The 20,706-nt window shown below is 60.0% G+C and carries 19 protein-coding genes; 12 read left to right on the top strand and 7 right to left on the bottom strand.

Features of this window, described 5'->3' with window-relative positions:
- The first annotated feature begins 61 nt into the window (after positions 1-61).
- Positions 62-1,396, top strand: a complete 1,335-nt coding sequence (locus A15D_RS10425; protein ID WP_369825833.1) for an MATE family efflux transporter — start codon at positions 62-64, stop codon at positions 1,394-1,396.
- 102 nt (positions 1,397-1,498) lie between these two features.
- Here the strand turns inward: A15D_RS10425 and A15D_RS10420 are convergent, their stop codons facing one another.
- Positions 1,499-2,446 carry a sterol desaturase family protein gene (locus A15D_RS10420; RefSeq protein WP_102791881.1) on the bottom strand — a complete coding sequence of 316 codons (948 nt, stop codon included), beginning with the start codon at positions 2,444-2,446 and terminating at the stop codon, positions 1,499-1,501.
- 122 nt (positions 2,447-2,568) lie between these two features.
- On the opposite strand from A15D_RS10420, the gene A15D_RS10415 reads away from it, so the two are divergent.
- Both A15D_RS10415 and A15D_RS10410 read left to right on the top strand, forming a co-directional pair.
- Positions 2,569-3,576, top strand: a complete 1,008-nt coding sequence (locus tag A15D_RS10415; RefSeq protein ID WP_022985499.1) for an AraC family transcriptional regulator — start codon at positions 2,569-2,571, stop codon at positions 3,574-3,576.
- A gap of 203 nt (positions 3,577-3,779) precedes the next feature.
- Entirely contained in the window at positions 3,780-4,760 is a 981-nt protein-coding gene (locus A15D_RS10410) for a nitronate monooxygenase family protein (RefSeq protein WP_022985498.1), read from the top strand.
- 242 nt (positions 4,761-5,002) lie between these two features.
- Here A15D_RS10410 and A15D_RS10405 read toward each other — a convergent pair whose 3' ends face one another.
- A complete protein-coding gene (locus A15D_RS10405; RefSeq protein ID WP_102791880.1) occupies positions 5,003-5,527 on the bottom strand; it encodes a hypothetical protein in 525 nt (174 codons plus the stop codon).
- Between the two features lie 155 nt (positions 5,528-5,682).
- On the opposite strand from A15D_RS10405, the gene A15D_RS10400 reads away from it, so the two are divergent.
- Genes A15D_RS10400 through A15D_RS10390 form a run of 3 tightly spaced genes read left to right on the top strand, consistent with a single transcriptional unit; the run spans position 5,683 to position 8,067 of the window.
- Complete coding sequence (locus A15D_RS10400; protein WP_102791879.1) at positions 5,683-6,729, top strand: hypothetical protein; 1,047 nt, start codon at positions 5,683-5,685, stop codon at positions 6,727-6,729.
- The gene (locus A15D_RS10395; protein ID WP_102791878.1) at positions 6,729-7,730 is read left to right on the top strand and encodes a phosphotransferase family protein; all 1,002 of its coding nucleotides are present in this window, start codon (positions 6,729-6,731) and stop codon (positions 7,728-7,730) included. The genes A15D_RS10400 and A15D_RS10395 overlap by 1 nt, the downstream gene beginning before the upstream one ends.
- Complete coding sequence (locus A15D_RS10390) at positions 7,720-8,067, top strand: hypothetical protein (protein WP_102791877.1); 348 nt, start codon at positions 7,720-7,722, stop codon at positions 8,065-8,067. Before A15D_RS10395 ends, A15D_RS10390 begins: the two co-directional genes overlap by 11 nt.
- A 58-nt stretch (positions 8,068-8,125) precedes the next feature.
- Here the strand turns inward: A15D_RS10390 and fghA are convergent, their stop codons facing one another.
- Positions 8,126-8,968 carry an S-formylglutathione hydrolase gene (gene fghA / locus A15D_RS10385; RefSeq protein WP_102791876.1) on the bottom strand — a complete coding sequence of 281 codons (843 nt, stop codon included), beginning with the start codon at positions 8,966-8,968 and terminating at the stop codon, positions 8,126-8,128.
- 78 nt (positions 8,969-9,046) lie between these two features.
- On the bottom strand, positions 9,047-10,156 hold the full coding sequence (locus tag A15D_RS10380) for an S-(hydroxymethyl)glutathione dehydrogenase/class III alcohol dehydrogenase (protein ID WP_022985492.1): 1,110 nt from the start codon (positions 10,154-10,156) through the stop codon (positions 9,047-9,049).
- A gap of 245 nt (positions 10,157-10,401) precedes the next feature.
- On the opposite strand from A15D_RS10380, the gene A15D_RS10375 reads away from it, so the two are divergent.
- Positions 10,402-11,271 (top strand): LysR family transcriptional regulator, encoded by an 870-nt coding sequence (locus A15D_RS10375; RefSeq protein WP_022985491.1) that lies wholly within the window; start codon positions 10,402-10,404, stop codon positions 11,269-11,271.
- A 45-nt stretch (positions 11,272-11,316) separates the two neighbouring features.
- Here A15D_RS10375 and rep read toward each other — a convergent pair whose 3' ends face one another.
- Entirely contained in the window at positions 11,317-13,338 is a 2,022-nt protein-coding gene (gene rep, locus A15D_RS10370; RefSeq protein WP_022985490.1) for a DNA helicase Rep, read from the bottom strand.
- A 113-nt stretch (positions 13,339-13,451) separates the two neighbouring features.
- On the opposite strand from rep, the gene A15D_RS10365 reads away from it, so the two are divergent.
- The gene (locus A15D_RS10365; protein ID WP_022985489.1) at positions 13,452-14,141 is read left to right on the top strand and encodes a pseudouridine synthase; all 690 of its coding nucleotides are present in this window, start codon (positions 13,452-13,454) and stop codon (positions 14,139-14,141) included.
- Between the two features lie 65 nt (positions 14,142-14,206).
- On the opposite strand, the gene A15D_RS10360 is transcribed toward A15D_RS10365, so the two are convergent.
- The gene (locus tag A15D_RS10360; protein ID WP_022985488.1) at positions 14,207-15,271 is read right to left on the bottom strand and encodes an acyl-CoA desaturase; all 1,065 of its coding nucleotides are present in this window, start codon (positions 15,269-15,271) and stop codon (positions 14,207-14,209) included.
- Between the two features lie 139 nt (positions 15,272-15,410).
- Between A15D_RS10360 and A15D_RS10355 the strand changes: the two genes are divergently transcribed.
- From A15D_RS10355 to A15D_RS10340, 4 genes are all read left to right on the top strand, one after another.
- Positions 15,411-16,439 carry an AraC family transcriptional regulator gene (locus tag A15D_RS10355; RefSeq protein WP_102791875.1) on the top strand — a complete coding sequence of 343 codons (1,029 nt, stop codon included), beginning with the start codon at positions 15,411-15,413 and terminating at the stop codon, positions 16,437-16,439.
- Between the two features lie 217 nt (positions 16,440-16,656).
- A complete protein-coding gene (locus A15D_RS10350) occupies positions 16,657-17,145 on the top strand; it encodes an NUDIX hydrolase (protein ID WP_022985486.1) in 489 nt (162 codons plus the stop codon).
- 74 nt (positions 17,146-17,219) lie between these two features.
- Complete coding sequence (locus tag A15D_RS10345) at positions 17,220-17,975, top strand: SDR family NAD(P)-dependent oxidoreductase (RefSeq protein ID WP_022985485.1); 756 nt, start codon at positions 17,220-17,222, stop codon at positions 17,973-17,975.
- 33 nt (positions 17,976-18,008) lie between these two features.
- Positions 18,009-19,208, top strand: a complete 1,200-nt coding sequence (locus tag A15D_RS10340) for an acyl-CoA dehydrogenase family protein (RefSeq protein WP_022985484.1) — start codon at positions 18,009-18,011, stop codon at positions 19,206-19,208.
- Positions 19,209-19,638: 430 nt separating this feature from the next.
- Here A15D_RS10340 and A15D_RS10335 read toward each other — a convergent pair whose 3' ends face one another.
- A complete protein-coding gene (locus A15D_RS10335) occupies positions 19,639-20,598 on the bottom strand; it encodes a helix-turn-helix transcriptional regulator (RefSeq protein ID WP_102791874.1) in 960 nt (319 codons plus the stop codon).
- Between the last annotated feature and the right edge of the window lie 108 nt (positions 20,599-20,706).

Below are 20,706 nucleotides of genomic sequence, written 5' to 3'. Positions count from 1 at the left end.
TAACTGTTCACTGAACCCCTGCTAGTCTCCCCCTACCCTCTACCACCCGCCGAGCGTGCCTTTGAACTCAACCGCTTCTCTTTCCAATACCGCGCTTGCCCGCCAGTTGTGGCAGCAGACCTGGCCCATGGCGCTGGGGGTGATGTCGTTGCTCGGGTTTCATCTGGTCGACAGCATTTTTGTGGCTCGGTTGGGCACGGCGCCGCTGGCGGCCCAGTCCTTTACCTTCCCGTTGGCGTTTCTGGTGATCGGCGTGCAGGTGGGGGTGGGCATCGCCATTGCGGCGCTGATTTCACGCTCCATCGGCGCCGGCAAGCAGACCGAAGCGAACCGGCTGGGGGCGCTGGTTCTGGTCGGTGGTGGCGTGCTCCAGGGGGCGCTGGTGGCGCTGTTGTGGCTGGTGCAGACCCCGGTGTTCACCCTGTTGGGGGCGTCGCCGGAAATCCAGACGTTGATTCGACCCTATTGGGCCCTGCAATTGCCTGCCATGTGGGTGGGGGGTGTGGTGTATTTTGGCTACAGCCTGTTCCGGGCCCACGGCAATACCCGCTTCCCGGGTCTGATGATGGTGGTCACCAGCCTGCTCAATCTGGTGCTCGACCCGCTGCTGATTTTCGGGGTGGGGGAGTGGCAGGGTTTCGGCCTGCCGGGCGCAGCACTGGCGACCCTGTTGGCGTTTGCGCTGGGGGGCGTGCTGCTGGTGCTGTCTCTAAAGGGCAAGGGCTGGGTGCAACGTGAGGGCATGTTGCAGCAGATGCGCGACTCGGCCCTGCCGTTTTTTCATATTGCCGGGCCAGCCATGATCAGCCAGCTGATGCCACCCCTGGCGGCCATGCTGGCCACCGCGCTGGTGGCGCGCAGTGGGGACCAGGCGGTGGCCGCCTGGGGGATGGCCAGTCGTCTGGAGAGCTTCTCCATCGTTTTGGTGCTGGGCATGACCATGGCACTGCCGCCCTGGCTGGGGCGTTGCTACGGCAGCAATGACTGGGACACCGTGCAACGGCTGATGAAAGTGGGCGCGGCCATGGTGGTGGGCTGGCAGGTGCTGCTGGGGCTGTTGCTGGCGGTCCTGGCCGGGCCGCTGGCCGGGCTGCTGGTAGACTCGGCCCCGGTGCAGGCTTACCTCACCGTGCTGATTCGCTGGCTGCCTCCCAGCTATGGTTTGCTGGGTGTCTGCATGCTGGTGGTCTCAGCCAGCAATGCCCTCGGCTGGCCCATGCGTGCCATGCTGATTTCCTTCCTGCGTCTGTTCCTGTGCTACCTGCCGCTGTTATGGCTGGGCTTCCACCTCGGCGACTTCGGCGGCCTCGCCCTGGGCGCGGCCTTTGGCAACCTGATGGCTGGCGTAATGGCGTGGGGGATGTATCGACAGGCGCTTTCTTCAGTGAACAGTTAACAGAGTCGCGGAAGCGACCTGGGGTTTTAGAACGCATGAGGCCGCGTCCAGACGTTGGGCGCGGCCTCATGCGTTGAAAAACCGAAAAGGTTGCTCGCGCAGCTATTCACTTTTCACTGTTAACTGTTCACTGCTGTCCCTTTCCCACTCCGGTGGTTTCCACAGGTGTTTCAGGCGCTGGGTGAGGGGGCCGCGTTTTGCCATGGCTTTGAACATGTCGGCGTATTCGTGGCACCAGTTGACGATCAGGCTGTTGCTGTAGACCGGGCGGGTGATGCCGTATTCCACCGGCAAATCCTGTTTTTCCTCCACGAAGGTGCCGAACATCTTGTCCCAGACAATGAAGACACCGGCGTAGTTCTGGTCGATGTATTCCGGGTTGCGGCCGTGATGAACACGGTGGTGGCTTGGGGTATTGAAGATAGCTTCAATGACCGGGTGAAGCTTGTCCACCAGGGTGGTGTGGATGAAGTACTGGTACACCAGCGACAGGGCATAGCAGACCCCGATCCATACCGGATTGAAACCCACGAAGGCCAGCGGCACGTAGAACAGCCAGCCGCCATTGAAGATATTGGTGGCGTTCTGGCGCATGGCGGTGGAGAAGTTCATGCGCTCGGAAGAATGATGGGTAACGTGGGCGGCCCAGAACCAGCGCACCCGATGGGAGGTGCGATGGAACCAGTAATAGAAGAAATCCACTAGCACCCACAGCAGCAAGGCCGTCGCCCAGCTCAATTCGATGTCCATGAGCCGGTGGTGGAAGGCAAAGGCATAGACCGGGAACGCGATAAGGCCGGCGAACAACAGTTCGGTGGTCTGGTAGCCCGCGCCTAGCAGGAAGTTGAGCAGGGACTCGCGGCCATTGGCCAGTGCCGGGTTATGGCGGATCTTTCGGTACTCCCACAGGAACAGGCCGATAAACACGGGCGTGGCAACCACAAAGATCAACTGCCGCTCGTCCAGGGCCAGCCAGGGGGAAACGGCTTCCCACAGTGGCATCAATCCACTCTCACGCAGTACATCCTCGAACCATTCCAGCAGCACCATGGGGCCTCCACCGTTATGCGTTATTGTCATGCAGGGATTATGGGCGGCATCTGATGGCAGGTATTGACGATACATGCCGTATTTTTGACAATCGATGCCAAACGACAAACGGATAATCGCCCATGGCAACCCCCATGCGGGTGACCGGAGCCTGGATCCAGCTGCTGACGGATTGGCTGGACCAGGAGAATCTGCCGGCCCCTGAACTGCGTACCTTGCTCGATAGCCGTAGCAGTGCCGATGTGGTGCCGATCCCACTCTGGCAAGACATGCTGGCGCAGGCGGTGGCGCTACGGCCGGGCCGGCCTGCACCGGGGCTGGCCATTGGTGCGCGGATTCAGCCGCGCCATGTTGGCGTGCTGGGGTACCTGTTGCTCACATGCCGGACCCTTGGCGAAGCCATGCTGGCGTATCAGCGCTATGAATCCCTGTTCTACGGCCAGAATCTGGTCGAGGTGCATGCCGAGGGCGACACCATGATGCTGCGCTGGTCGGGGGAGGATTCCACCGGCGAGTTGGCAGACACCGTGGCCATCGCCAGTCTGGTGGCGTTTCTGCGCCGTCAGCTGGACGATCCGCCCGCTCCGCTGGCGGTGGATTTTCCCTTTGCCACCCCGTCGGCAGCGGCATGCGCCGCCCATGAGGCGTTCTTTGGCTGCCCGGTGCGTTTTGCACAACCCTGGACCCAGGTGGTGTTCCCGGTGCATCTGCTGACCCTACCGCTCCCGCACAGCGACCCCAGCATGCGCAGCCTGCTGGACCGCCAGGCCAGCGCCATGCTGCTGGCGCTACCGGACTCCGACAGCTTCGATCGTGCCCTGCAACAGGCCATGGTGAGGCTGATGCCCGAGGGCAAGGTCACGCTGCCGCGACTGGCGGCCACGCTGCATATGTCGGTACGCACCCTGCAGCGTCGATTGGCGGAACGTCAGCTGACCTGGCGTGCACTGCTTGACCGGACCCGCGAGCAATTGGGGCGCCATTACCTGGCCGACCCGTCCCTCACGCTGGGGGACATTGCCCTGCTGCTGGGGTTTTCCGAGCACAGCGCGTTCAGCCGCGCCTGGCGCCAATGGACCGGCAGCACACCGGCAGTGGCCCGCCGTCAGCTGCGGGGGTTGCAAGGTTGAGCACGAAAGCGTCACAGGATGTGTAGGGGAAATGGGGCCTAAAGCGAGAGAAAACAGCGAGTTAATGTGATTGGCGAGACGCCGCTATCAAAACTGTCCGGGCCCCTGAACAATCCTGTCATTGCTGATTGATACGCATCTTGTTTACCTTGCTGCCATCACGCCCTGTGGGGCAGTTGTGAATTCAGCAGGGGAACACACCCATGAAAACGCGTATTACCGAATTGCTGGGCATCCAGTATCCGATCGTACAGGGCGGCATGCAGAACGTGGGCTACGCCGAATTGGCAGCCGCGGTATCCAACGCCGGTGGTCTGGGCATCATCACCGGCCTGACCCAGCCTACCCCGGAAGATCTGGACAAGGAAATCAAGCGCTGCAAGGAAATGACCGACAAGCCCTTCGGCGTGAACCTGACCATCCTGCCCACCATCAAGCCGGTTCCCTACGAAGAATACGCGCGCGTGATCTGTGAAAACGGCATTCCGGTGGTCGAAACCGCTGGCCGTAATCCGGAACCCTTCATGCCGTTGTTTGCCGATGCTGGCGTCAAGGTTGTTCATAAGTGTACCTCTGTACGTCACGCCCTGAAGGCCGAGAAAGTCGGTGTGGCGGCGGTATCAGTGGACGGCTTCGAGTGTGCCGGCCACCCTGGTGAAGATGACATCCCCAACCTGGTATTGCTGCCTGCCGCAGCCAAGGTGCTGAAGATCCCGATGCTGGCTTCCGGGGGTATTGGTACCGGTGCCCAGATGGCTGCCTGTCTGGCCCTGGGTGCAGATGGCATCAACATGGGGACCCGTTTCCTGGCCTCTGCAGAAGCGCCGGTTCACGAGAACATGAAGAAGGCCATCGCCGAAGCGTCCGAGCTGGACACCGCGCTGATCTTCCGTCCGCTGAACAATACCGCTCGCGTGTTCAAGAACGCCGTTGCCACCAAGGTAAACGAGATTGAGCGTGAGAAAGGTCAGGACATGAAGTTCGAATACATCGTCGACCTGGTGGCCGGTGTGAAAGGCAAGGCCGCGCTGACCTCTGGCGAAATCGATGGCGGTATCTGGACCTCCGGTATTGTTCAGGGCCTGATCGACAGCTACCCGAGCTGTGCAGAAATTATTGATGACATCATTACCGAGTGTAATGCCACCATCAAACAACGTCTGGCCGGTTTCATCGACGGCTAAACGTTCCCGGTTTTAAACTCGCTCTCCCGAGTCCAGCCAGGGGTTTTCCTCTGGCTTTTTTTTGCCCGCTTTGTGGTCGCAACACGCAACACGAAACATTCCCATACCCTTCGTAGGAGCGCCGGTTATTCGCTGCGCTCGGTGGCGGCACGATAGCCGTTGTTAAATGTTAAGGCGCACGAACGACCCAACCTCTCACTCCCGGATTATGCTGTTGAAAGCTCACAGCTCACAGCTCACAGCTAAAACCCCGGCTTGGTCACCGCCAGGTAAATAATCATCGGAATAAAAATCATCACCAGCGGGGTGCTGATGCGAAAGAACAGCCAGTGCCACTGCATCAGCTTTTCATAGCGTTTCATGTCGCCTTTCAGGCGCCATTGTTTCTTGCTGCCTCCGAAATGCGAAATCCAGTAATCAAACACTTCCACCGGGATGAAGATGCCGATGACGATGGCCAGCTTGACCATCAGCCAGTGGGTGTCCATTCCCCAACCGGTAAGCCATACCATGAGTGCGCCGGTGGCCAGCACGATCGGGAAGGCGATGTGTTCCAGCGATGCGCCCCGGTCGAACTGTTCCATGGTCCAGTTGCGACGTTCCAGCCGGTGGGGGTCATCCGGGGTGCGTTGCCAGGCCAGCCAGGCCGATTTCACGTACCAGGTGTAGGCCACCGCCGTACTGAAACTCCAGATCATCACGAAAAGTAAATGAACAAACTTGATTTGTAGATACCAGGGCAGCAGTAGCTGGCGAAGTTCTTCCATCGGGTGTGATCCCTCTTTTTTTCTTCAATCTACGCGGGCTGGTCCGGTGGTGACATGACCAATTTGCCAAGGGCGTTTGTCAGCCCTTGTCAGTGCAAATGGAAGGGGAAGCTTTCACCCTGAGGGAAAGAAAAAAATCACGCAGGAGACACGGAATGGATCTCGGCAAGAATGCGCACATCCGGCTGGAACCGGAAGACGAATACATGCACCCCATTGAAGCTGCCAGCAACTTCAACGAAAGCATGTACATCAATCTGTTTGATCACGATCAGGCCTGCGGTGGCTGGTTTCGTGTCGGGAATCGGCCCAATGAAGGCCATGCGGAAATGTCGTTCTGTTTTTATCTTCCTGACGGTCGCGTGGCCTTCATGTTCCGGCGTGTGTCTATCGACAGCAATGAGGCGCTGGAGGCCGGGGGCATGCGCTTCGAGGTGGTCGAGCCGTTCAAGATCCTGAGGCTGCATTACCAGGGGGAGACCTGCCTGCTGGATGATCCCCAGCAAATGGAAGACCCCAAGCAGGCGTTTGCCAAAAACCCGCGGGTAAAGGTCAGTGCATCGCTCACCTTCACGGGTATGACGCCGGTGTACGGTGGCGAAGCGGTGGATGATAACGGTAACCCGATCGAGGAAGACCCGGACGAATCCTTTGCCCGCGGCCATTACGAGCAGCACATGAAAGGGCAGGGTGAGGTCACGATCGATGGTGAAGCCTTCGCCCTGAACGGGTTTGGGCTACGCGATCATTCCTGGGGGCCGCGCTACTGGCAAAACCTGTACTGGTATCGCTGGTTGCCGCTGGTGTTCCGTGAGGACTTTGCCGTCAACGTGTCCATTGTGCAGATGGCCAGCGGTCGCCAGCATATCTGGGGCATGGTGTACGACACCCGGGATGGCAGTGAGGCGGCGTACGATCTGGTGGAAACCGCAACACTGTCGTCCACCCTCGATAGCCGCGATCAGGCGACGGCCCAGTCTGTGTCCCTGCGTACGGTCAGTGGCAGGGAGTATCAGATAGAAGGGAAGTCGCTGGCGCTCATTCCCCTGCGTAACCGTCGCCAGACTGATGCCGGTGAGTGGCGTCATACCCGTATTACCGAAGCCATGAGCCGCTTTCATTGTGATGGGCTCACCGGCTATGGCATGTCGGAGTACCTGGACCAGATCGTCGAGGGTGTGCCAGTAGGCCGCCACTGCTGATGGCCATTACCGCAGAGCGTATTGGGCAGGTCTTGCCGGCACGGCTGGCAGGGCAGGTCGAGATTAGCCGTTGTCGTCGCCTGACCGCGGGCGCGTCGGCCGATACCTGGCGTGTGCAGGCCACACTGGACGGGCAGCCACAGGACTGGATTCTGCGGCTGGATGCCGGCGCCGAAGATCTGGGCATGGCGCCGGGCAAAACCTGGGAAGCCCGTGCCCAGCAAGCGGCGGGGGAAGCGGGCTGCCCGGTGGCCAGGGTGGTGACCATTCTGTCGGGGCAGGAAGGACTGGGGGAGGGCTACCTGATGGAAGCGCTACCCGGTGAATCGCTACCACCGGTGTTGTTGAAGGACGATCGCTACCGCCCGGCACGGGACGATTTTTGCCAGCAGGCGGCTCAGGCGCTGGCGGCCATTCACCGTACCCCGCCGGCTGTCTTGGATGGCTTGCCGGTGCAGGATGCCCTGACCCAGGTAGAGCAACTGTACGCCATGCATCAGGATTACGGTGAAGCCTTGCCTGTTTTTTCCCTGGTCTATGGCTGGCTGAAAGCCAACGCTCCGGAATGTGCATCCCCGGCGCTCGTGCACGGGGATTTCCGGTTGGGAAATTTTCTGATCACGGACAACGGTTTGCGGGGCGTGCTGGACTGGGAGCTGACGCACCTGGGCGACCCCATGGAAGACCTGGGCTGGCTGTGCGTGAACGCCTGGCGCTTTGGTCGTCGTCACCTGCCTGTTGCCGGTATCGACAGCCGCGAGGCCTTATACCTCGCCTACCAGGCAGCCACGGGCATCACCGTGGACCCGCTCCATGCCCGTTATTGGGAATTGCTCGGCACCTTCAAGTGGGGGGTGATCTGTCAGTACCAGGCGTACAGTTACCTGCGCGGTCATGTGCCCAGCCTGGAGCGCGCCGCCATTGGCCGCCGCGTGGCGGAAACGGAATACGACATGCTGACCTGCCTGCAGGATCTCACGGAGCTGAACCATGCCCCTTAATCGCCCCACCGCCAGTGAGTTGGTGGCTGCCATTGCCGCGTACCGTCAGCAGCCGGATGCGGATTCCCGGGCCGATGCCTACTACGGCAAGATCATTCGCCATCTGGAGGCGTTGCTGGCCCGGGAGGCGACGCTGGCGCCGCGCTATCAGAAAAACGAACGCGAGGTGATCAAGCAAAGCGCGGACATTCTGGGTCTGAAAGACAGCGATGCTGCCATGTTGGCAGAGGCGTTTTCGCAAGGCGTGTTGCCTGATGCATTGCAGAAAATTCTGAGCCTATGGCTTCCCCTGGCCGAAGAAAAACTGGCCATCGACAACCCCCGTTACCCGCTTTGAGGTTCGCCCCTCAAGCGGGGGCTTCGGGCTGCGGGCACGGTTGTGCCCGCGGGTAATGCTACTGCAACTTCTCTGCGTGATAGCGCAGATGTTCATCAATAAAGCTGGCGATAAAGAAGTAGGAATGGTCGTAGCCCGGCTGCAGTCTCAGGGTGCATGGCACGCTGGCCTCTTCGCAGGCGGCGGCCAGGGCCTCGGGGCGCAGTTGCCCGTCCACGTAGAAGTTGTCAGCGTCCCCTTGATCGACCAGTAACGGCAGGTCGCTACCCTGGGCCTTGATCAGTTCACAGCTGTCCCATTCACGCCACAGTTCCCGGTTGTCTCCCAGGTAGCCGCCCAGTGCCTTTTCACCCCACGGGCATTGGCCCGGATTGCAGATGGGGGCAAAGGCCGAGACGGAAGTGTAGCGGCCAGGGTTTTTCAGCGCGCAGATCAGAGCACCATGTCCGCCCATGGAATGACCGCTAATGGCCTGCTTGCCATTCAGCGGAAAGTGCGCGCTCACCAGGGCAGGCAATTCGCTGGTGACGTAGTCATACATGCGGTAATGCTGGTTCCACGGAGCCTGGGTGGCGTTCACATAAAAGCCGGCACCGGATCCAAAATCATAGCTGTCGTGTTCACCTGGCAAGTCACTGCCGCGGGGGCTGGTGTCCGGGCAGACGATGGCCAACCCAAGTTCTGCCGCCGTGCGTTGTGCGCCCGCCTTCTGCATGAAGTTTTCGTCCGTGCAGGTAAGGCCGGAGAGCCACCACAGCAGTGGTACGGGGTGTTCCTCTGCCGCAGGAGGCAGATAAATGGCAAAGATCATCTCGCAGTTCAGTACGGTACTGCGGTGCTTGTAGCGTTTCAGCCAGCCACCGAAGGACTTGGTGGCGGAAACCAGTTCGATATCGGACATGAATAATCCCTCGCTGGCACGCCTCACGCTGTCACGCGTATGGGCGTGTTAGCGTGAAGCGTGTTGCGTGTAGGCGTTCTAGAACAAGATGACAGAGCGGATGCTCTTGCCTTCGTGCATCAGATCAAAGGCTTTGTTGATGTCTTCCAGGCCCATGGTGTGGGTCACGAATTCATCCAGTTTGATTTCGCCTTTCATGTAGCGATCCACATAGCCCGGCAGTTCGGTACGGCCTTTAACGCCACCGAAGGCAGAGCCTTTCCAGACCCGGCCGGTGACCAGCTGGAACGGACGGGTGGCAATTTCTTCGCCGGCACCGGCCACGCCAATGATCACAGATTCGCCCCAGCCCTTATGGCAGCACTCCAGCGCGGAACGCATCACATTGACGTTACCGATGCACTCAAAGGAATAGTCCACACCGCCATCAGTCAGCTCCACGATCACATCCTGAATCGGGTCGCTGTACTGGGTGGGGTTGATGAAGTCGGTGGCGCCAAACTGGCGCGCCATGGTTTCCTTGCTGTCGTTCACGTCGATGGCAATGATGCGCTCGGCCTTGGCCATCACCGCACCCTGAATCACCGACAGGCCGATACCGCCCAGGCCGAATACGGCGACCGTGGACCCGGGCTCCACCTTGGCGGTATTCAACACGGCACCAATGCCGGTGGTGACACCGCAGCCGAGCAGACAGATCTTGTCCATGGGCGCTTCCTTGCTCACCTTGGCCAGGGAAATTTCCGGCACGACGGTGTATTCAGAGAAGGTGCTGGTGCCCATGTAGTGGTGCAGCATCTTGCCATTCATGGAGAAGCGGCTGGTGCTGTCGGGCATCAAGCCCTGGCCCTGGGTGGCACGCACCGCCTGGCACAGGTTGGTCTTGCCGCTGAGGCAGAATTTGCACTGGCGGCATTCGGCGGTGTAGAGCGGGATCACGTGGTCGCCCGGCTTGAGGCTGGTCACCCCTTCACCCACTTCCTGCACGATACCGGCGCCTTCGTGACCGAGAATGGAGGGGAAGATCCCTTCCGGATCCTTGCCGGACAGGGTGTAGGCATCGGTGTGGCACACGCCGGTGGCAACGATCTGTACCAGCACTTCGCCGGCCTTGGGGCCGGCCACGTCGACTTCTTCAATGACCAGGGGTTTGCCTGCTTCCCAGGCAACGGCGGCGCGTGACTTCATGGTAACTCCAGTAATAACCGAGGGTCGGGAGAGCCGGCGGTGGTGGCGATCGGTCGGTGCCGATGTCCGCCCTGTCGTGGCCGGCGAGTGATGGATTCACTATACGCAGACACGAATGAAGGGATAAGGCACAATATGGCAATAGATTGTTGCTGCTGAGCAATAATGGCGCAGAGCAATTTGCCTGATGTCCGACCTTCCATCTCTCATTCACCCGCCCTGTCCAGGAGCGGGTCGGGGGCTTTATGCAGCACTGGGACCGAATTGAAGCGTTTGTGGAAGTGGTGCGTCGCGGCTCTTTTGCGCATGCGGCGCGACATCTGGGCGTGTCCAGTTCTCATGTCAGCCGCTTGGTGGCGAGACTGGAAACCCAGCTGGGCACCCAGTTGTTGTACCGGACCACGCGCCGCCTGACGCTCACGGATGCCGGCCAGGTGTACTTTGAACACTGTGGCCAGTTGTTCGATGGCTTTCAGGAGGCCCTGGCAGCAATCAGTGATTTCCAGCAGAGCCCCACCGGGGTGCTCAAGCTCACCTGTGCGACGACCTTCGGCGAGCGTTTTATCGCTCCGTTGGTGAATGACTTTCTGGACCGGCACCCGCAGTTGTCTGTGCAGCTGGATTTCACCAACCGCCGGGTGGATATCGTTGATGAGGGGTTCGATGTGGCGATTCGCACGGGCGCCTTGCCTGATTCGTCGCTGATTGCGCGCAAGCTGTGTGCCCGTCGGGAGTATGTGGTGGGGTCGGCAGGCTACTTTCAACGCCATGCCCGCCCCCATACCCTGGGTGAGCTGGGCCGGCATAATTGTTTGCGCGGGTCCGCCAGCCAGTGGAGCTTTGATGTGGATGGCCAGCACCGTCACCTGAAAGTGCAGGGGAACTGGCAGGGCAACTCCGGGGTGGCGTTACTGGATGCGGCGCGAAAGGGGTTAGGGCTGGTGCAGCTGCCGGATTATTACGTGGAAGCCGATCTGGAAAGTGGCGCGCTGGTCAGTGTGCTTGACCAGTATGCGTGCACCCACACTGCCGTCTGGGTGGTGTACCCGCGCCACCGTCACCTGTCACCCAAGGTCCGGCAGTTTGTGGATTTTCTGGTGGCGTCGTTTGCCTGAAAATCGCTTCAGCCACGACCCCGCGGCGCACCAAACAGAACGTGATCAATCCAGCAGGGCGCGCAGGTTGGCGATGCTGGCTTCGGCTACCGCATCTTCTTTGGCTTCGTCTTTCTGTACGCCGATGCCAAGGTAGTCGATATCTTCCTGGGGAATTTCTTCCAGGAAACGGCTGGCGGCGGTATCGATTTTTTCGCCGTACTGTTTGCGGGTCAGGGCCTGTGTCATGGCCAGGGTCTCGCGGGCACGGGTAATACCCACATACATCAGGCGTCGCTCTTCGACGATGTTGTCTTCCTCGATACTGGTGCGATGCGGCAACAGCTCTTCTTCTACGCCCATCATGTAAACGTGGGGAAATTCCAGCCCTTTGGAGGCGTGCAGGGTCATCAGTTGCACCCGGTCGGAATCGTCTTCTTCTTCCTGTTGCTCGAGCATGTCCAGCAGCACCAGTTTCTTGATCACGGCCTCCAGGTCGCTGGCGCCGTCGTCTTCCTCTTCCTGCTTTTCCAGCATACGTTCAATGCTGCGAACCAGCTGCCAGACGTTTTCGATGCGCTTTTCACCAATGCGCGGGCTGGAGGCGTTCTGCATCAGCCAGCCTTCGTAGTCGATGTCGGAAATCAGTTCGTTAACGGCCTGCAAACTGTTCTGGCCAAAGCAGAACTCGCGCTTGGCATCCAGCCATGCCTTGAATTTCTGCAGCTTCTCGGCGGACTTGGGTGCCATCACCTCGCTGAGCGCAAAATCATCGCAGACATGGTAGAGGCCTTGCTCACGTTTGAGCGCCCAGGTGGCCAGCTTTTCCAGTGTGGTCGGGCCGATTTCGCGGCGTGGCGTATTGATGATGCGCAGGAAAGCATTGTCGTCATCCGGATTGACCAGCAGCCGCAGGTAGCACATCAGGTCCTTGATCTCGCTGCGCGAGAAGAAGCTGGTGCCGCCGGATACCTTGTACGGGATCGACAGGCTCTGCAGTTTCATTTCCAGAATGCGTGACTGGAAATTGCCGCGATAAAGAATGGCAAAGTCTTTCCACTTGAGGCCGTGCTGTAATCGGCGGTGGAAGATGTCGCTGGCGATCCATTCGGTTTCGGCATCTTCATCGCGCAGGGCAGAAAAGCGAATCGGTTCGCCGTAGCCGTAATCGGACCACAGGGTTTTTTCGAATACGTGAGGGTTATTGTCGATGACGGTATTGGCGGCCTTCAGAATGCGGCCGGTAGAGCGGTAATTCTGTTCCAGCTTGACGACTTTCAGTGCGGGCCAGTCTTCCTGCAGCTGTGCCAGGTTTTCCGGGCGGGCTCCGCGCCAGGCATAAATGGACTGATCGTCATCGCCCACCACGGTGAACTTGCCCTCTGGCAGGGTCAGCATTTTTACCAGCTCGTACTGGGCGCCATTGGTGTCCTGGTACTCATCCACGAGCAGATACTGGATACGGTTACGCCACTTTTCCAGAATGCGCGGCTGCTCCTTGAACATGCGTGCCGGCATCAAAATCAGGTCATCAAAGTCCACCGCGTTGCACACCCGCAGCATGCGGTCGTAACCCCCGTAGGCCATGGCGGCCCGCAGGGTCTCGTCGGAGTCGGCGGTGCTCACCGCTTCCTCCGGCAATACCAGTGCGTTCTTCCAGTCGGAGATGTGCTTGTGGATCACGTCCACCGCGTCCAGGTCCCGCTCGGAGTCACCCTGGCGAAGAATTTCCTTGAGGATCTCCTTGCTATCGGCGCCATCGAGAATGGAAAAGCCATTGCGCAGGCCGCAGGCTTTCAGCTCGGACTTGAGAATGCGCAGACCCAGATTGTGGAAAGTGGAGACGATCAGGCCCCGGGTCAGGTCGCGACTCACCAGGGACTGCACCCGTTCTTTCATTTCACGGGCGGCTTTGTTGGTAAAGGTCACCGCCGCGATGTGCCGCGCCGACATGCCCCGCTCCTGGATCAGCCAGGCGATCTTGCGGGTGATCACGCTGGTCTTTCCGGAACCGGCCCCGGCCAGCACCAGCAAGGGGCCATCGGCGTAGTGCACGGCTTCCTGTTGGCGGGGATTGAGTTTGCTCATGGGGTGCAGTCCGGTTCGGGAGTGGGGCAAAGGCGGGTATGATACCAGCGTCGTGGCTGCACTCCAGATACCGGATGTCAGTTGATCGCCCACTTGTCGTGAACGGACCCACCATGCGCCTGGATTATTTTCTTGCCCACAGTACTGGCCTCAGTCGCAAGCAGGTCAAGGTGCTGATCGGCCGTGGCGAGGTGCAGGTGGAGGGCGAGCCCCGGCCCAAAGCAAATACCCCGCTGATCAGCGGGCAAGGGGTATGGTTGCGCGGCGAGCCGGTGACGTTGCCGGGGGCGCGCTATCTGATGCTGCACAAGCCTGCCGGGGTGGTGTGTTCCACGGATGATCCGGAGCATCGTACGGTGCTGGATCTGCTGCCGGGGGAGCTGCGCCGTGATGTGCACCCCGCCGGGCGACTGGACAGGGACACCACCGGGCTGGTGCTGCTCACCAGCGACGGCGACTGGTCCCATCGATTGACGTCCCCCAATCATGCCTGCGCCAAACGCTACCGGGTGCGCTGTGCAGATCCCCTGAGTGAGCAAGACCTGCAGTCACTGCGTGACGGCGTTCTGTTGCGCGGCGAAGACAAGCCTACCTTGCCGGCCACGGCAGTGCGGGTGAGCGAACGGGAGCTGTTGTTGACGATTACCGAGGGGCGTTACCACCAGGTGAAGCGGATGCTGGCGGCCCGGGGCAACAAGGTGATCGGGCTGCATCGCGAACAGATCGGCGAGATCGCTCTCGACGCCGCCTTGGCCCCCGGTGAGTACCGTCAGCTCACCGAGGAAGAGATCGCTGGCGTGTGATGGGCTGATCGCTGTTTCTCACTGCAGGAGCTTGCTTGCAAGCCAGCTCCTGCAGAAAGTGCGTTTTACCCCAGCTGTCCCTGCAGCTCCATCACGTCGACGGTGCGCTCCGGGTTGAGCGGGTCGATCAGGGTTTTGGCATCTTTATAAACGCGCGGGGTTTTGTAGAGCATCGCCACCGCTTTCACATGGCTGGGGCAGACATAACGGTCCGGCATTTCCTGTTGCAGCCAGGCGCGCACTTTCGGTGCCTGGTCCGAGCCCATTTTCGGGAACAGGTGATGCTCCACATGGTGGCTGAAGTGGAAGTGCAACGGGTCGATCCAGCGCCAGGCGCGCACGCTCATGGAGTTATCCACCGGGTGGTTGTTGTCCATCTGTGGGCGCAGCATGTGGTTGGTGAGAATGTAGCTTTGCCCGATGAAGTTGATGATCGCCATGGGAATCAGCACGGTAAAGACCGCCAGCGGGCCGGACAGGATGGCCAGGGCAATCCACGCCGCCATGCACAGGTACGACTGGCGAATGGCCTTGGTGCGGTTGAATCCCTTGAACTCCTCACGCTTGCGGGTCTGCATGCGCAGCACCAGCTGGGCATGGAACATGAAGGAATAGAACAGGAACAGGTAGCTGTACCAGGTGCGTCCACCGGGGGCGAGCTTGGTGAAGTTGGCGGTGCCGGGGTGCTTTTCGTAGCGCACCAGGGTGCCGAACGAATCCGGGTCCTTGTCGCCCAGATTGGTGTGCGCGTGGTGGGCCACGTTGTGCCAGCGGCGCCAGAATTCCGGCGGCACCAGCGCCGGCCCGAAGCCGATCCAGCCCAGCAGGTCCTGCATCTTGCGGCTCATGCCCAGCGCGCCGTGCAGCACTTCATGGGCCAGCAGGGCCTGGCAGGCCAGGGTGTGCCCCGCCAACAGACTCAGCAGCAGATTGCCCCACCAGGGCAGGTCGAGCATCAGGATGGCGGTCAGACTGGCCACGATGATGCTGGTCATGGGGATGAACCACAGGGCGCGACGGGGGCGGGCGCGGAAGGTGTCCGGCCCCAAATCCTTTTTCACGGCATCACGGATAGCGCGGGCGTCGTCGGCGCCAAACTGGCGGCTGTAGCTGGCTTGGTTGCTGTTCATCTTCGGTCCTTGGTGCGAGCACCGGCAGGGAATCTTGATGCTGCGCATTTTGGTGAACAGTCGTATTCAGGCGAAGTGCAGGGCTGGACAGTATTCGGTCATTTTCGGACAGGGGTAGAAGTAGCGTATAGTAGAGGGCATGAGTCGCGAACGCTTCATACAACTGGACCCCGGCACTGGCCGTTCACCGGTTCCCGTCAACTACGTACGGAACCTGGTGGAGCTGATTGCGGACGTGGGTGTGGACACCCGCCGCCTGCTCAATCGCGTTGGCCTGAACGAAGCCGAGGTGTACAACCCGGAGCCGGCACTGCGCTTTGAGCAGTTCCGCCGGGTGATGGTGGGCGCCCGCGAGATGACCGGCAACCCGGCGCTGGGCCTGGCCCTGGGCCAGCAGCTGACACTGACGGCGCATGGCCTGCTGGGCTATGCGGCGATCAGCAGTGCGGATCTGGGCGATGCCCTGCGCTTGCTGGAGCGCTATTTCCGCACTCGCACCCGCTTGTGTGTCCCGCGTATTGAGCCCACGGATGCCGGGGTGCGTTTCTGCCTGATCGAAAGCGTACCGCTGGGCGACATCCGTGAGACGTATCTGGAAGTGGTGGTGGCCGCCGTGGTTGGCGGGATTCGCTACCTGCTGGGCGACCGGTTTCGGGGCGCGGTACTGGAGCTGCCGTATCCGGCGCCGGCCCATGCGGAGCGGTATCACCAGCTTCTGGACATGCCCGTGGAGTTCGATGCCGACGTCGCCGCGCTGCGTCTGCCGTCGCGCTTGCTGGACGAGCCCTTCACCCTGTCGGATCCGGCCTCCCGGCAGATGGCCGCGCAGAAGTGCGAAGAAGAGCTGCAGCGCCTGGAGGCAGACCAGGATTGGGCCAGCCGGGTGCGCGCCCGTCTGATGCAGGCCGAAGGCATGCTGCCCAGCCTGGAACAGCTGGCCAGTAACTTCCATGTGACCTCCCGGACCCTGCGCCGGTACCTGAACGCCCTGGGTGTCAGTTATCGCTCGCTGCTGGAAGAAGTCCGCATGACCAAGGCCATGGGCTACCTGCAGGCCAACATCACCGTGCAACAGGTGGCCATGCGGTTGGGCTATGCCGACCCCAGCAACTTCGCCCGTGCCTTCCGTAAGTGGACCGGTCATCCGCCGAGCCATTTCCAGCCGTAACCACACAAGCGGCAAGCTACAACACGAATCAGGCCGCCGGTCATCTTCAGCCCCATGCCCGCGCACCCGTCATGTGTGTCGCGGGCACGGCGTTTCAAATGATGAGGTCATACCCCGTGTTGTAGCTTGAAGCTTGTAGCTTGCTGCTTTCCCCGTCTGGCAATCACTCGCCCATAACGCTAGTGTGGCCCGTCCACCCTCGTGAATAACAACGACCATGAGCAATCACGAACCCGTCCTGCTGGTCTCCCGACACAATCATCCCATTGGCAGTTGCCAGCGCGGGCGCATGCAGCGTCAGCGGTTGATGCATCGTGCCTCTTATGTGGTGGTGCAGGATCTGGCCGGGCGCATCTGTGTGCAGCAACGGTCGGCAGACAAGCACTTCTACCCGGGTGGCTGGGATCTTGCTGCGGGTGGTGTGATGCGTCCGGATGAATCCGTGGCCCGTGGGCTAAGCCGGGAATTGCATGAAGAGCTGGGTGTGCGCCGCCAATTTTCCCGTTGGCAATGGTTCTGGTTCGCCAATCCGCACCATCAGGTCTGGGGGGCGCTGGCGTCGGTAACGGTCTGTCAGCAGGCGGTGTCCCTGAGTGACGAAGTGGTTGACGTGAAGTGGATGTCAGCCAGCCAGGCACTGGCCCTGCCGGAGGCAACGCCGGATACCCGCCATGCCCTTTCCTTGCTGTTGTCATCGACCTTCTGAGCGTTTTCGTCCTTGTGATCCACGGTGCCGCTGGGTAGCGTTTCCCCCTCTAGCAGGAAAGAGTTGAGAGCGTTATGACCCAGCGATTCAGTGTGGCCGGCAAACGAATTTTGATTACCGGTGCCTCCAGTGGTTTTGGTGCCCGCTTTGCCGTTGCCCTGGCAGAGGAAGGGGCGGATGTGGTGCTGGCGGCCCGTCGAGTGGAAAAGCTCGAACAGACCGCAGAGGCGGTGCGCAAGCTTGGCCGTGAGGCCACGGTGGTGGCCATGGACGTGAGTGATCACGCCAGTGTGGGTGCCGCCTTCGACAGCATGCCGCCAGTGGATGTGGTGGTGAATAACGCGGGCATTTCCCACGAAGGCCCTACTGACAGTCTCACCGAAGAAGAGTGGGATGCGGTAGTGGACACCAACCTGAAAGGGGTCTGGGCGGTCTCCAAGTTTGCGATCCAGAAATGGAAGCAGGATCAGCGTCCTGGCAGTCTGGTCAACATTGCCTCGATTCTGGGGTTGCGTGTGGGTGGCCGTGTTGCGGCATACACCGCATCGAAGGCGGCGGTGGTGCAGCTGACCAAATCCCTGGCACTGGATTTTGCCCGCTACAACATTCGTTGTAACGCCATTTGCCCCGGCTATGTCGAAACCGATATCAACAAGGATTTCTTCGATAGCCCGCAGGCAGAAAAAATGCTCAAGCGCATCCCCTATCGCCGTCTCGGACAAATCGATGAACTGGTCGGCCCGCTGCTGTTGCTGGCATCGGATGCGTCTTCCTACATGACGGGTGCCATCATCGCCGTGGATGGCGGGCACCTCTGCAATACGCTGTAAACAGCGTTTCACTGAATTCACCGAGGACAGATCATGGATTTCTCCCTGAGCCCGGAAATCGAAAACCTGCGTCAGAAAGTGGCGGCGTTTGTTGAAGCGGAAATCATGCCGCTGGAAAGCGACAAGGCGAACTACGACGAGCACGAAAACTTCAAGGAAAGCGTGGTCGACGCATTGCGCGACAAAGCCAAGGCCCAGGGCCTGTGGGGTTTCCAGTTGCCCAAAGAACGTGGTGGCCAGGACGTGGGTGTGGCCGGCATGGCCGTGCTGTATGAAGAAGCGGCTCGCAGTCCGTTTGGCCCGGTGGTGTTCAACTGCGCGCCGCCGGATGACGGCACCATGATCCTGCTCAACAAGATTCTCAACGACGAACAAAAAGCGCGCTGGTTGCAGCCGTTGATCGACGGCAAGGTGCGTTCCGCATTTGCCATGACCGAGCCCGATGGCGGTTGCGGTTCTGACCCATCACTGACCTATACCACCGCCACCAAAGACGGTGACAACTGGGTCATCAATGGCCGCAAATGGTTTATAACGGGTGCCGAAGGGGCGCAGACCTTTATCCTGATCGCCAAGACCAGCGACGATCCGCGCAAGGGTTTGACGGCGTTCCTGTTCGATGCCGACCAGCCCGGTTGGGAAGTGGTGCGTCGTATCCCGATCATGGGTCCGGAAGAGCACGGTGGTCACTGTGAACTGAAATTCGATGGGCTGGTGATTCCGGACGAAAACCGCCTGCTGGAAGTGGGCGACGGTCTCAAGGTTACCCAAATCCGTCTGGGCACGGCCCGTCTTACCCACTGCATGCGTTGGCTGGGTCTGGCCAAGCGCTGCATGGAAGAAGCGGCAGGCTATGTGGAAAACCGCATGAGCTTCGGCACCACACTGGCCGAGCACGAAGGCGTGCAGTGGATGCTCGGTGATGTGGCCAAGGAAATCGAAGTGGGCCGTCTGCTGACCATGCAGGCTGCCTGGATGCTGGACCAGGGTGACTTCGCCAAGAAAGAAATTTCCATGGCCAAGATCCATGTGGCCGATACTCTGCACAAGGCCGCGGATACCGCCATTCAGCTGTGCGGTGCTCGCGGTTACTCCAAGGATACCCTGCTGGAGTGGATCTACCGCTATGCCCGTCAGGCCCGTTTGGTAGACGGCGCTAGCGAGGTGCACAAGATGGTGCTGTCCCGTTTCTATCTGAAAGAGAAGCGCGGCTTCTTCAAGTGGGGAGTGTAAGGCTGCTCCACAGCTGCAATACGCTTCACGCAGCAGGCACCACGCTCAAAGGCCCCGCATTCGCGGGGCTTTTTTGGTGGTTCATCGCGGATTAACAGGAATAGCTCACAGCAAAGACCGTTCTGTAGGAGCGTCGCTCGCGGCGCGATTCCGGACCAGGATTAAAAGCATTCTCACCACTGAGATCACAGAGTCCACAGAGAAAACCCGTTGTTTTACTCAGTGATCTCTGTGCCCTCTGTGGCAAAACCGCCTTTATTGTTCGTGTGGGACGTTCAGCTTGCTGAACGAATGCAGTCTTGGATCAGGGGGGGGCGCCAGAACCTTCGTTCAGCAAGCTGAACCTCCCACCAGACAGCGATTTCACCCAGGGCGGAGTGCAATGCTGGAATCGCGCCGCGAGCGACGCTCCTACGGAAAGGGGTGGAGGTTAACCGTTACTGGAGCGACGCAGGGTTCTGGCGGGGGTTTCGCCGAAGCGGGCGCGGTAGGCGCGAGAGAAGTTGCTGACGTGACTGTAGCCGATTTTTTCACTCACGTCCTTCACTGACAATTCACCGGTTTCCAGCCAGCGGTTGGCGGCGGTCATTCTTTCGTTGCGCACATACTCGGCGCAACTGAGGTTGAACTTCTGCCGGAACAACTGATCCAGTCGGCTTTCTGTCATGCCAGCCTGGTTGGCCAGGCGGGTGATGGAAAGATCATCGTGAAGATAAGCTTCGATGTGACTGGTGATGTCGGTCAGCGCTTGCTTTTCCCAGACAATAATGCGGTCTTCATTGAAATTGTTATCACAGAACAGCTCGATAATTTCTGCCAGAAACAGGTTGGCGATGCCTTCCAGTTTCAGCATGCGGGCGCTGCCGCGAGCATTGTGATCAAACAGGTTGCCGCCCAGTTGCCGTAAACGGCTGCTGGGGGAAAACGACTGGCCAATCTGAATCTCGCCAAAATTTTCGTCGCGAAAAAGCGATAACTTTTCCGGTAGTTCACCACCAAAGCGTTTCAGCAAGGGCGCGAGTGTGGACGCCACGCCCACATGGCGTATCAGTTGCCCCTTGAACAAGCGGAAGCGGCTGCCTGACGGATCCACACGCATCAGCAGGGCGGAATCGTTGCTCAGGCTGAAGGTGTTGCCATTGGGGTGGCTTAATTCCGAGTGGCCTTGCAGATGCATGGCGGAGCCGATCCAGGGCTCGCTGAAACTGTTCTGTACCTGCACATGGCAGTCATCCAGGGCTTCGTATTCCATGCGGTACAGCACCATGCCGCTGGCAAATTCCAGCCGCTCCATGCGTCCGCGAATGCCGGGCAGATCAATGGCCTGGCCACCATTCATGTGGGCGACCACCAGGCGGGATGGTGTCTCGTTGTTGTCGTGATTATCCATAATGAAAATGGCCTGATGTCACCAAAAAGAATGAGTGCCCCGGAAAAATGATAAAACCCCGGAAAATGACATAAGTGAGAAGTGGCTCTCACTCAAGCCGCTCTCTAC

Source organism: Alcanivorax sp. MD8A (genome assembly GCF_002888555.1).
In the GTDB taxonomy this organism is placed as follows: domain Bacteria; phylum Pseudomonadota; class Gammaproteobacteria; order Pseudomonadales; family Alcanivoracaceae; genus Alcanivorax.
This window is presented reverse-complemented; position numbering and strand designations above follow the sequence as displayed.

What these genes read in the sequence shown, in the direction of transcription:
- A15D_RS10420 (WP_102791881.1), bottom strand. Translation starts at nt 2,446, where the DNA reads ATGGTGCTGCTGGAATGGTTCGAGGATGTACTGCGTGAGAGTGGATTG.
- A15D_RS10415 (WP_022985499.1), top strand. Translation starts at nt 2,569, where the DNA reads ATGGCAACCCCCATGCGGGTGACCGGAGCCTGGATCCAGCTGCTGACG.
- A15D_RS10410 (WP_022985498.1), top strand. Translation starts at nt 3,780, where the DNA reads ATGAAAACGCGTATTACCGAATTGCTGGGCATCCAGTATCCGATCGTA.
- A15D_RS10405 (WP_102791880.1), bottom strand. Translation starts at nt 5,527, where the DNA reads ATGGAAGAACTTCGCCAGCTACTGCTGCCCTGGTATCTACAAATCAAG.
- A15D_RS10400 (WP_102791879.1), top strand. Translation starts at nt 5,683, where the DNA reads ATGGATCTCGGCAAGAATGCGCACATCCGGCTGGAACCGGAAGACGAA.
- A15D_RS10395 (WP_102791878.1), top strand. Translation starts at nt 6,729, where the DNA reads ATGGCCATTACCGCAGAGCGTATTGGGCAGGTCTTGCCGGCACGGCTG.
- A15D_RS10390 (WP_102791877.1), top strand. Translation starts at nt 7,720, where the DNA reads ATGCCCCTTAATCGCCCCACCGCCAGTGAGTTGGTGGCTGCCATTGCC.
- fghA (WP_102791876.1), bottom strand. Translation starts at nt 8,968, where the DNA reads ATGTCCGATATCGAACTGGTTTCCGCCACCAAGTCCTTCGGTGGCTGG.
- A15D_RS10380 (WP_022985492.1), bottom strand. Translation starts at nt 10,156, where the DNA reads ATGAAGTCACGCGCCGCCGTTGCCTGGGAAGCAGGCAAACCCCTGGTC.
- A15D_RS10375 (WP_022985491.1), top strand. Translation starts at nt 10,402, where the DNA reads ATGCAGCACTGGGACCGAATTGAAGCGTTTGTGGAAGTGGTGCGTCGC.
- rep (WP_022985490.1), bottom strand. Translation starts at nt 13,338, where the DNA reads ATGAGCAAACTCAATCCCCGCCAACAGGAAGCCGTGCACTACGCCGAT.
- A15D_RS10365 (WP_022985489.1), top strand. Translation starts at nt 13,452, where the DNA reads ATGCGCCTGGATTATTTTCTTGCCCACAGTACTGGCCTCAGTCGCAAG.
- A15D_RS10360 (WP_022985488.1), bottom strand. Translation starts at nt 15,271, where the DNA reads ATGAACAGCAACCAAGCCAGCTACAGCCGCCAGTTTGGCGCCGACGAC.
- A15D_RS10355 (WP_102791875.1), top strand. Translation starts at nt 15,411, where the DNA reads ATGAGTCGCGAACGCTTCATACAACTGGACCCCGGCACTGGCCGTTCA.
- A15D_RS10350 (WP_022985486.1), top strand. Translation starts at nt 16,657, where the DNA reads ATGAGCAATCACGAACCCGTCCTGCTGGTCTCCCGACACAATCATCCC.
- A15D_RS10345 (WP_022985485.1), top strand. Translation starts at nt 17,220, where the DNA reads ATGACCCAGCGATTCAGTGTGGCCGGCAAACGAATTTTGATTACCGGT.
- A15D_RS10340 (WP_022985484.1), top strand. Translation starts at nt 18,009, where the DNA reads ATGGATTTCTCCCTGAGCCCGGAAATCGAAAACCTGCGTCAGAAAGTG.
- A15D_RS10335 (WP_102791874.1), bottom strand. Translation starts at nt 20,598, where the DNA reads ATGGATAATCACGACAACAACGAGACACCATCCCGCCTGGTGGTCGCC.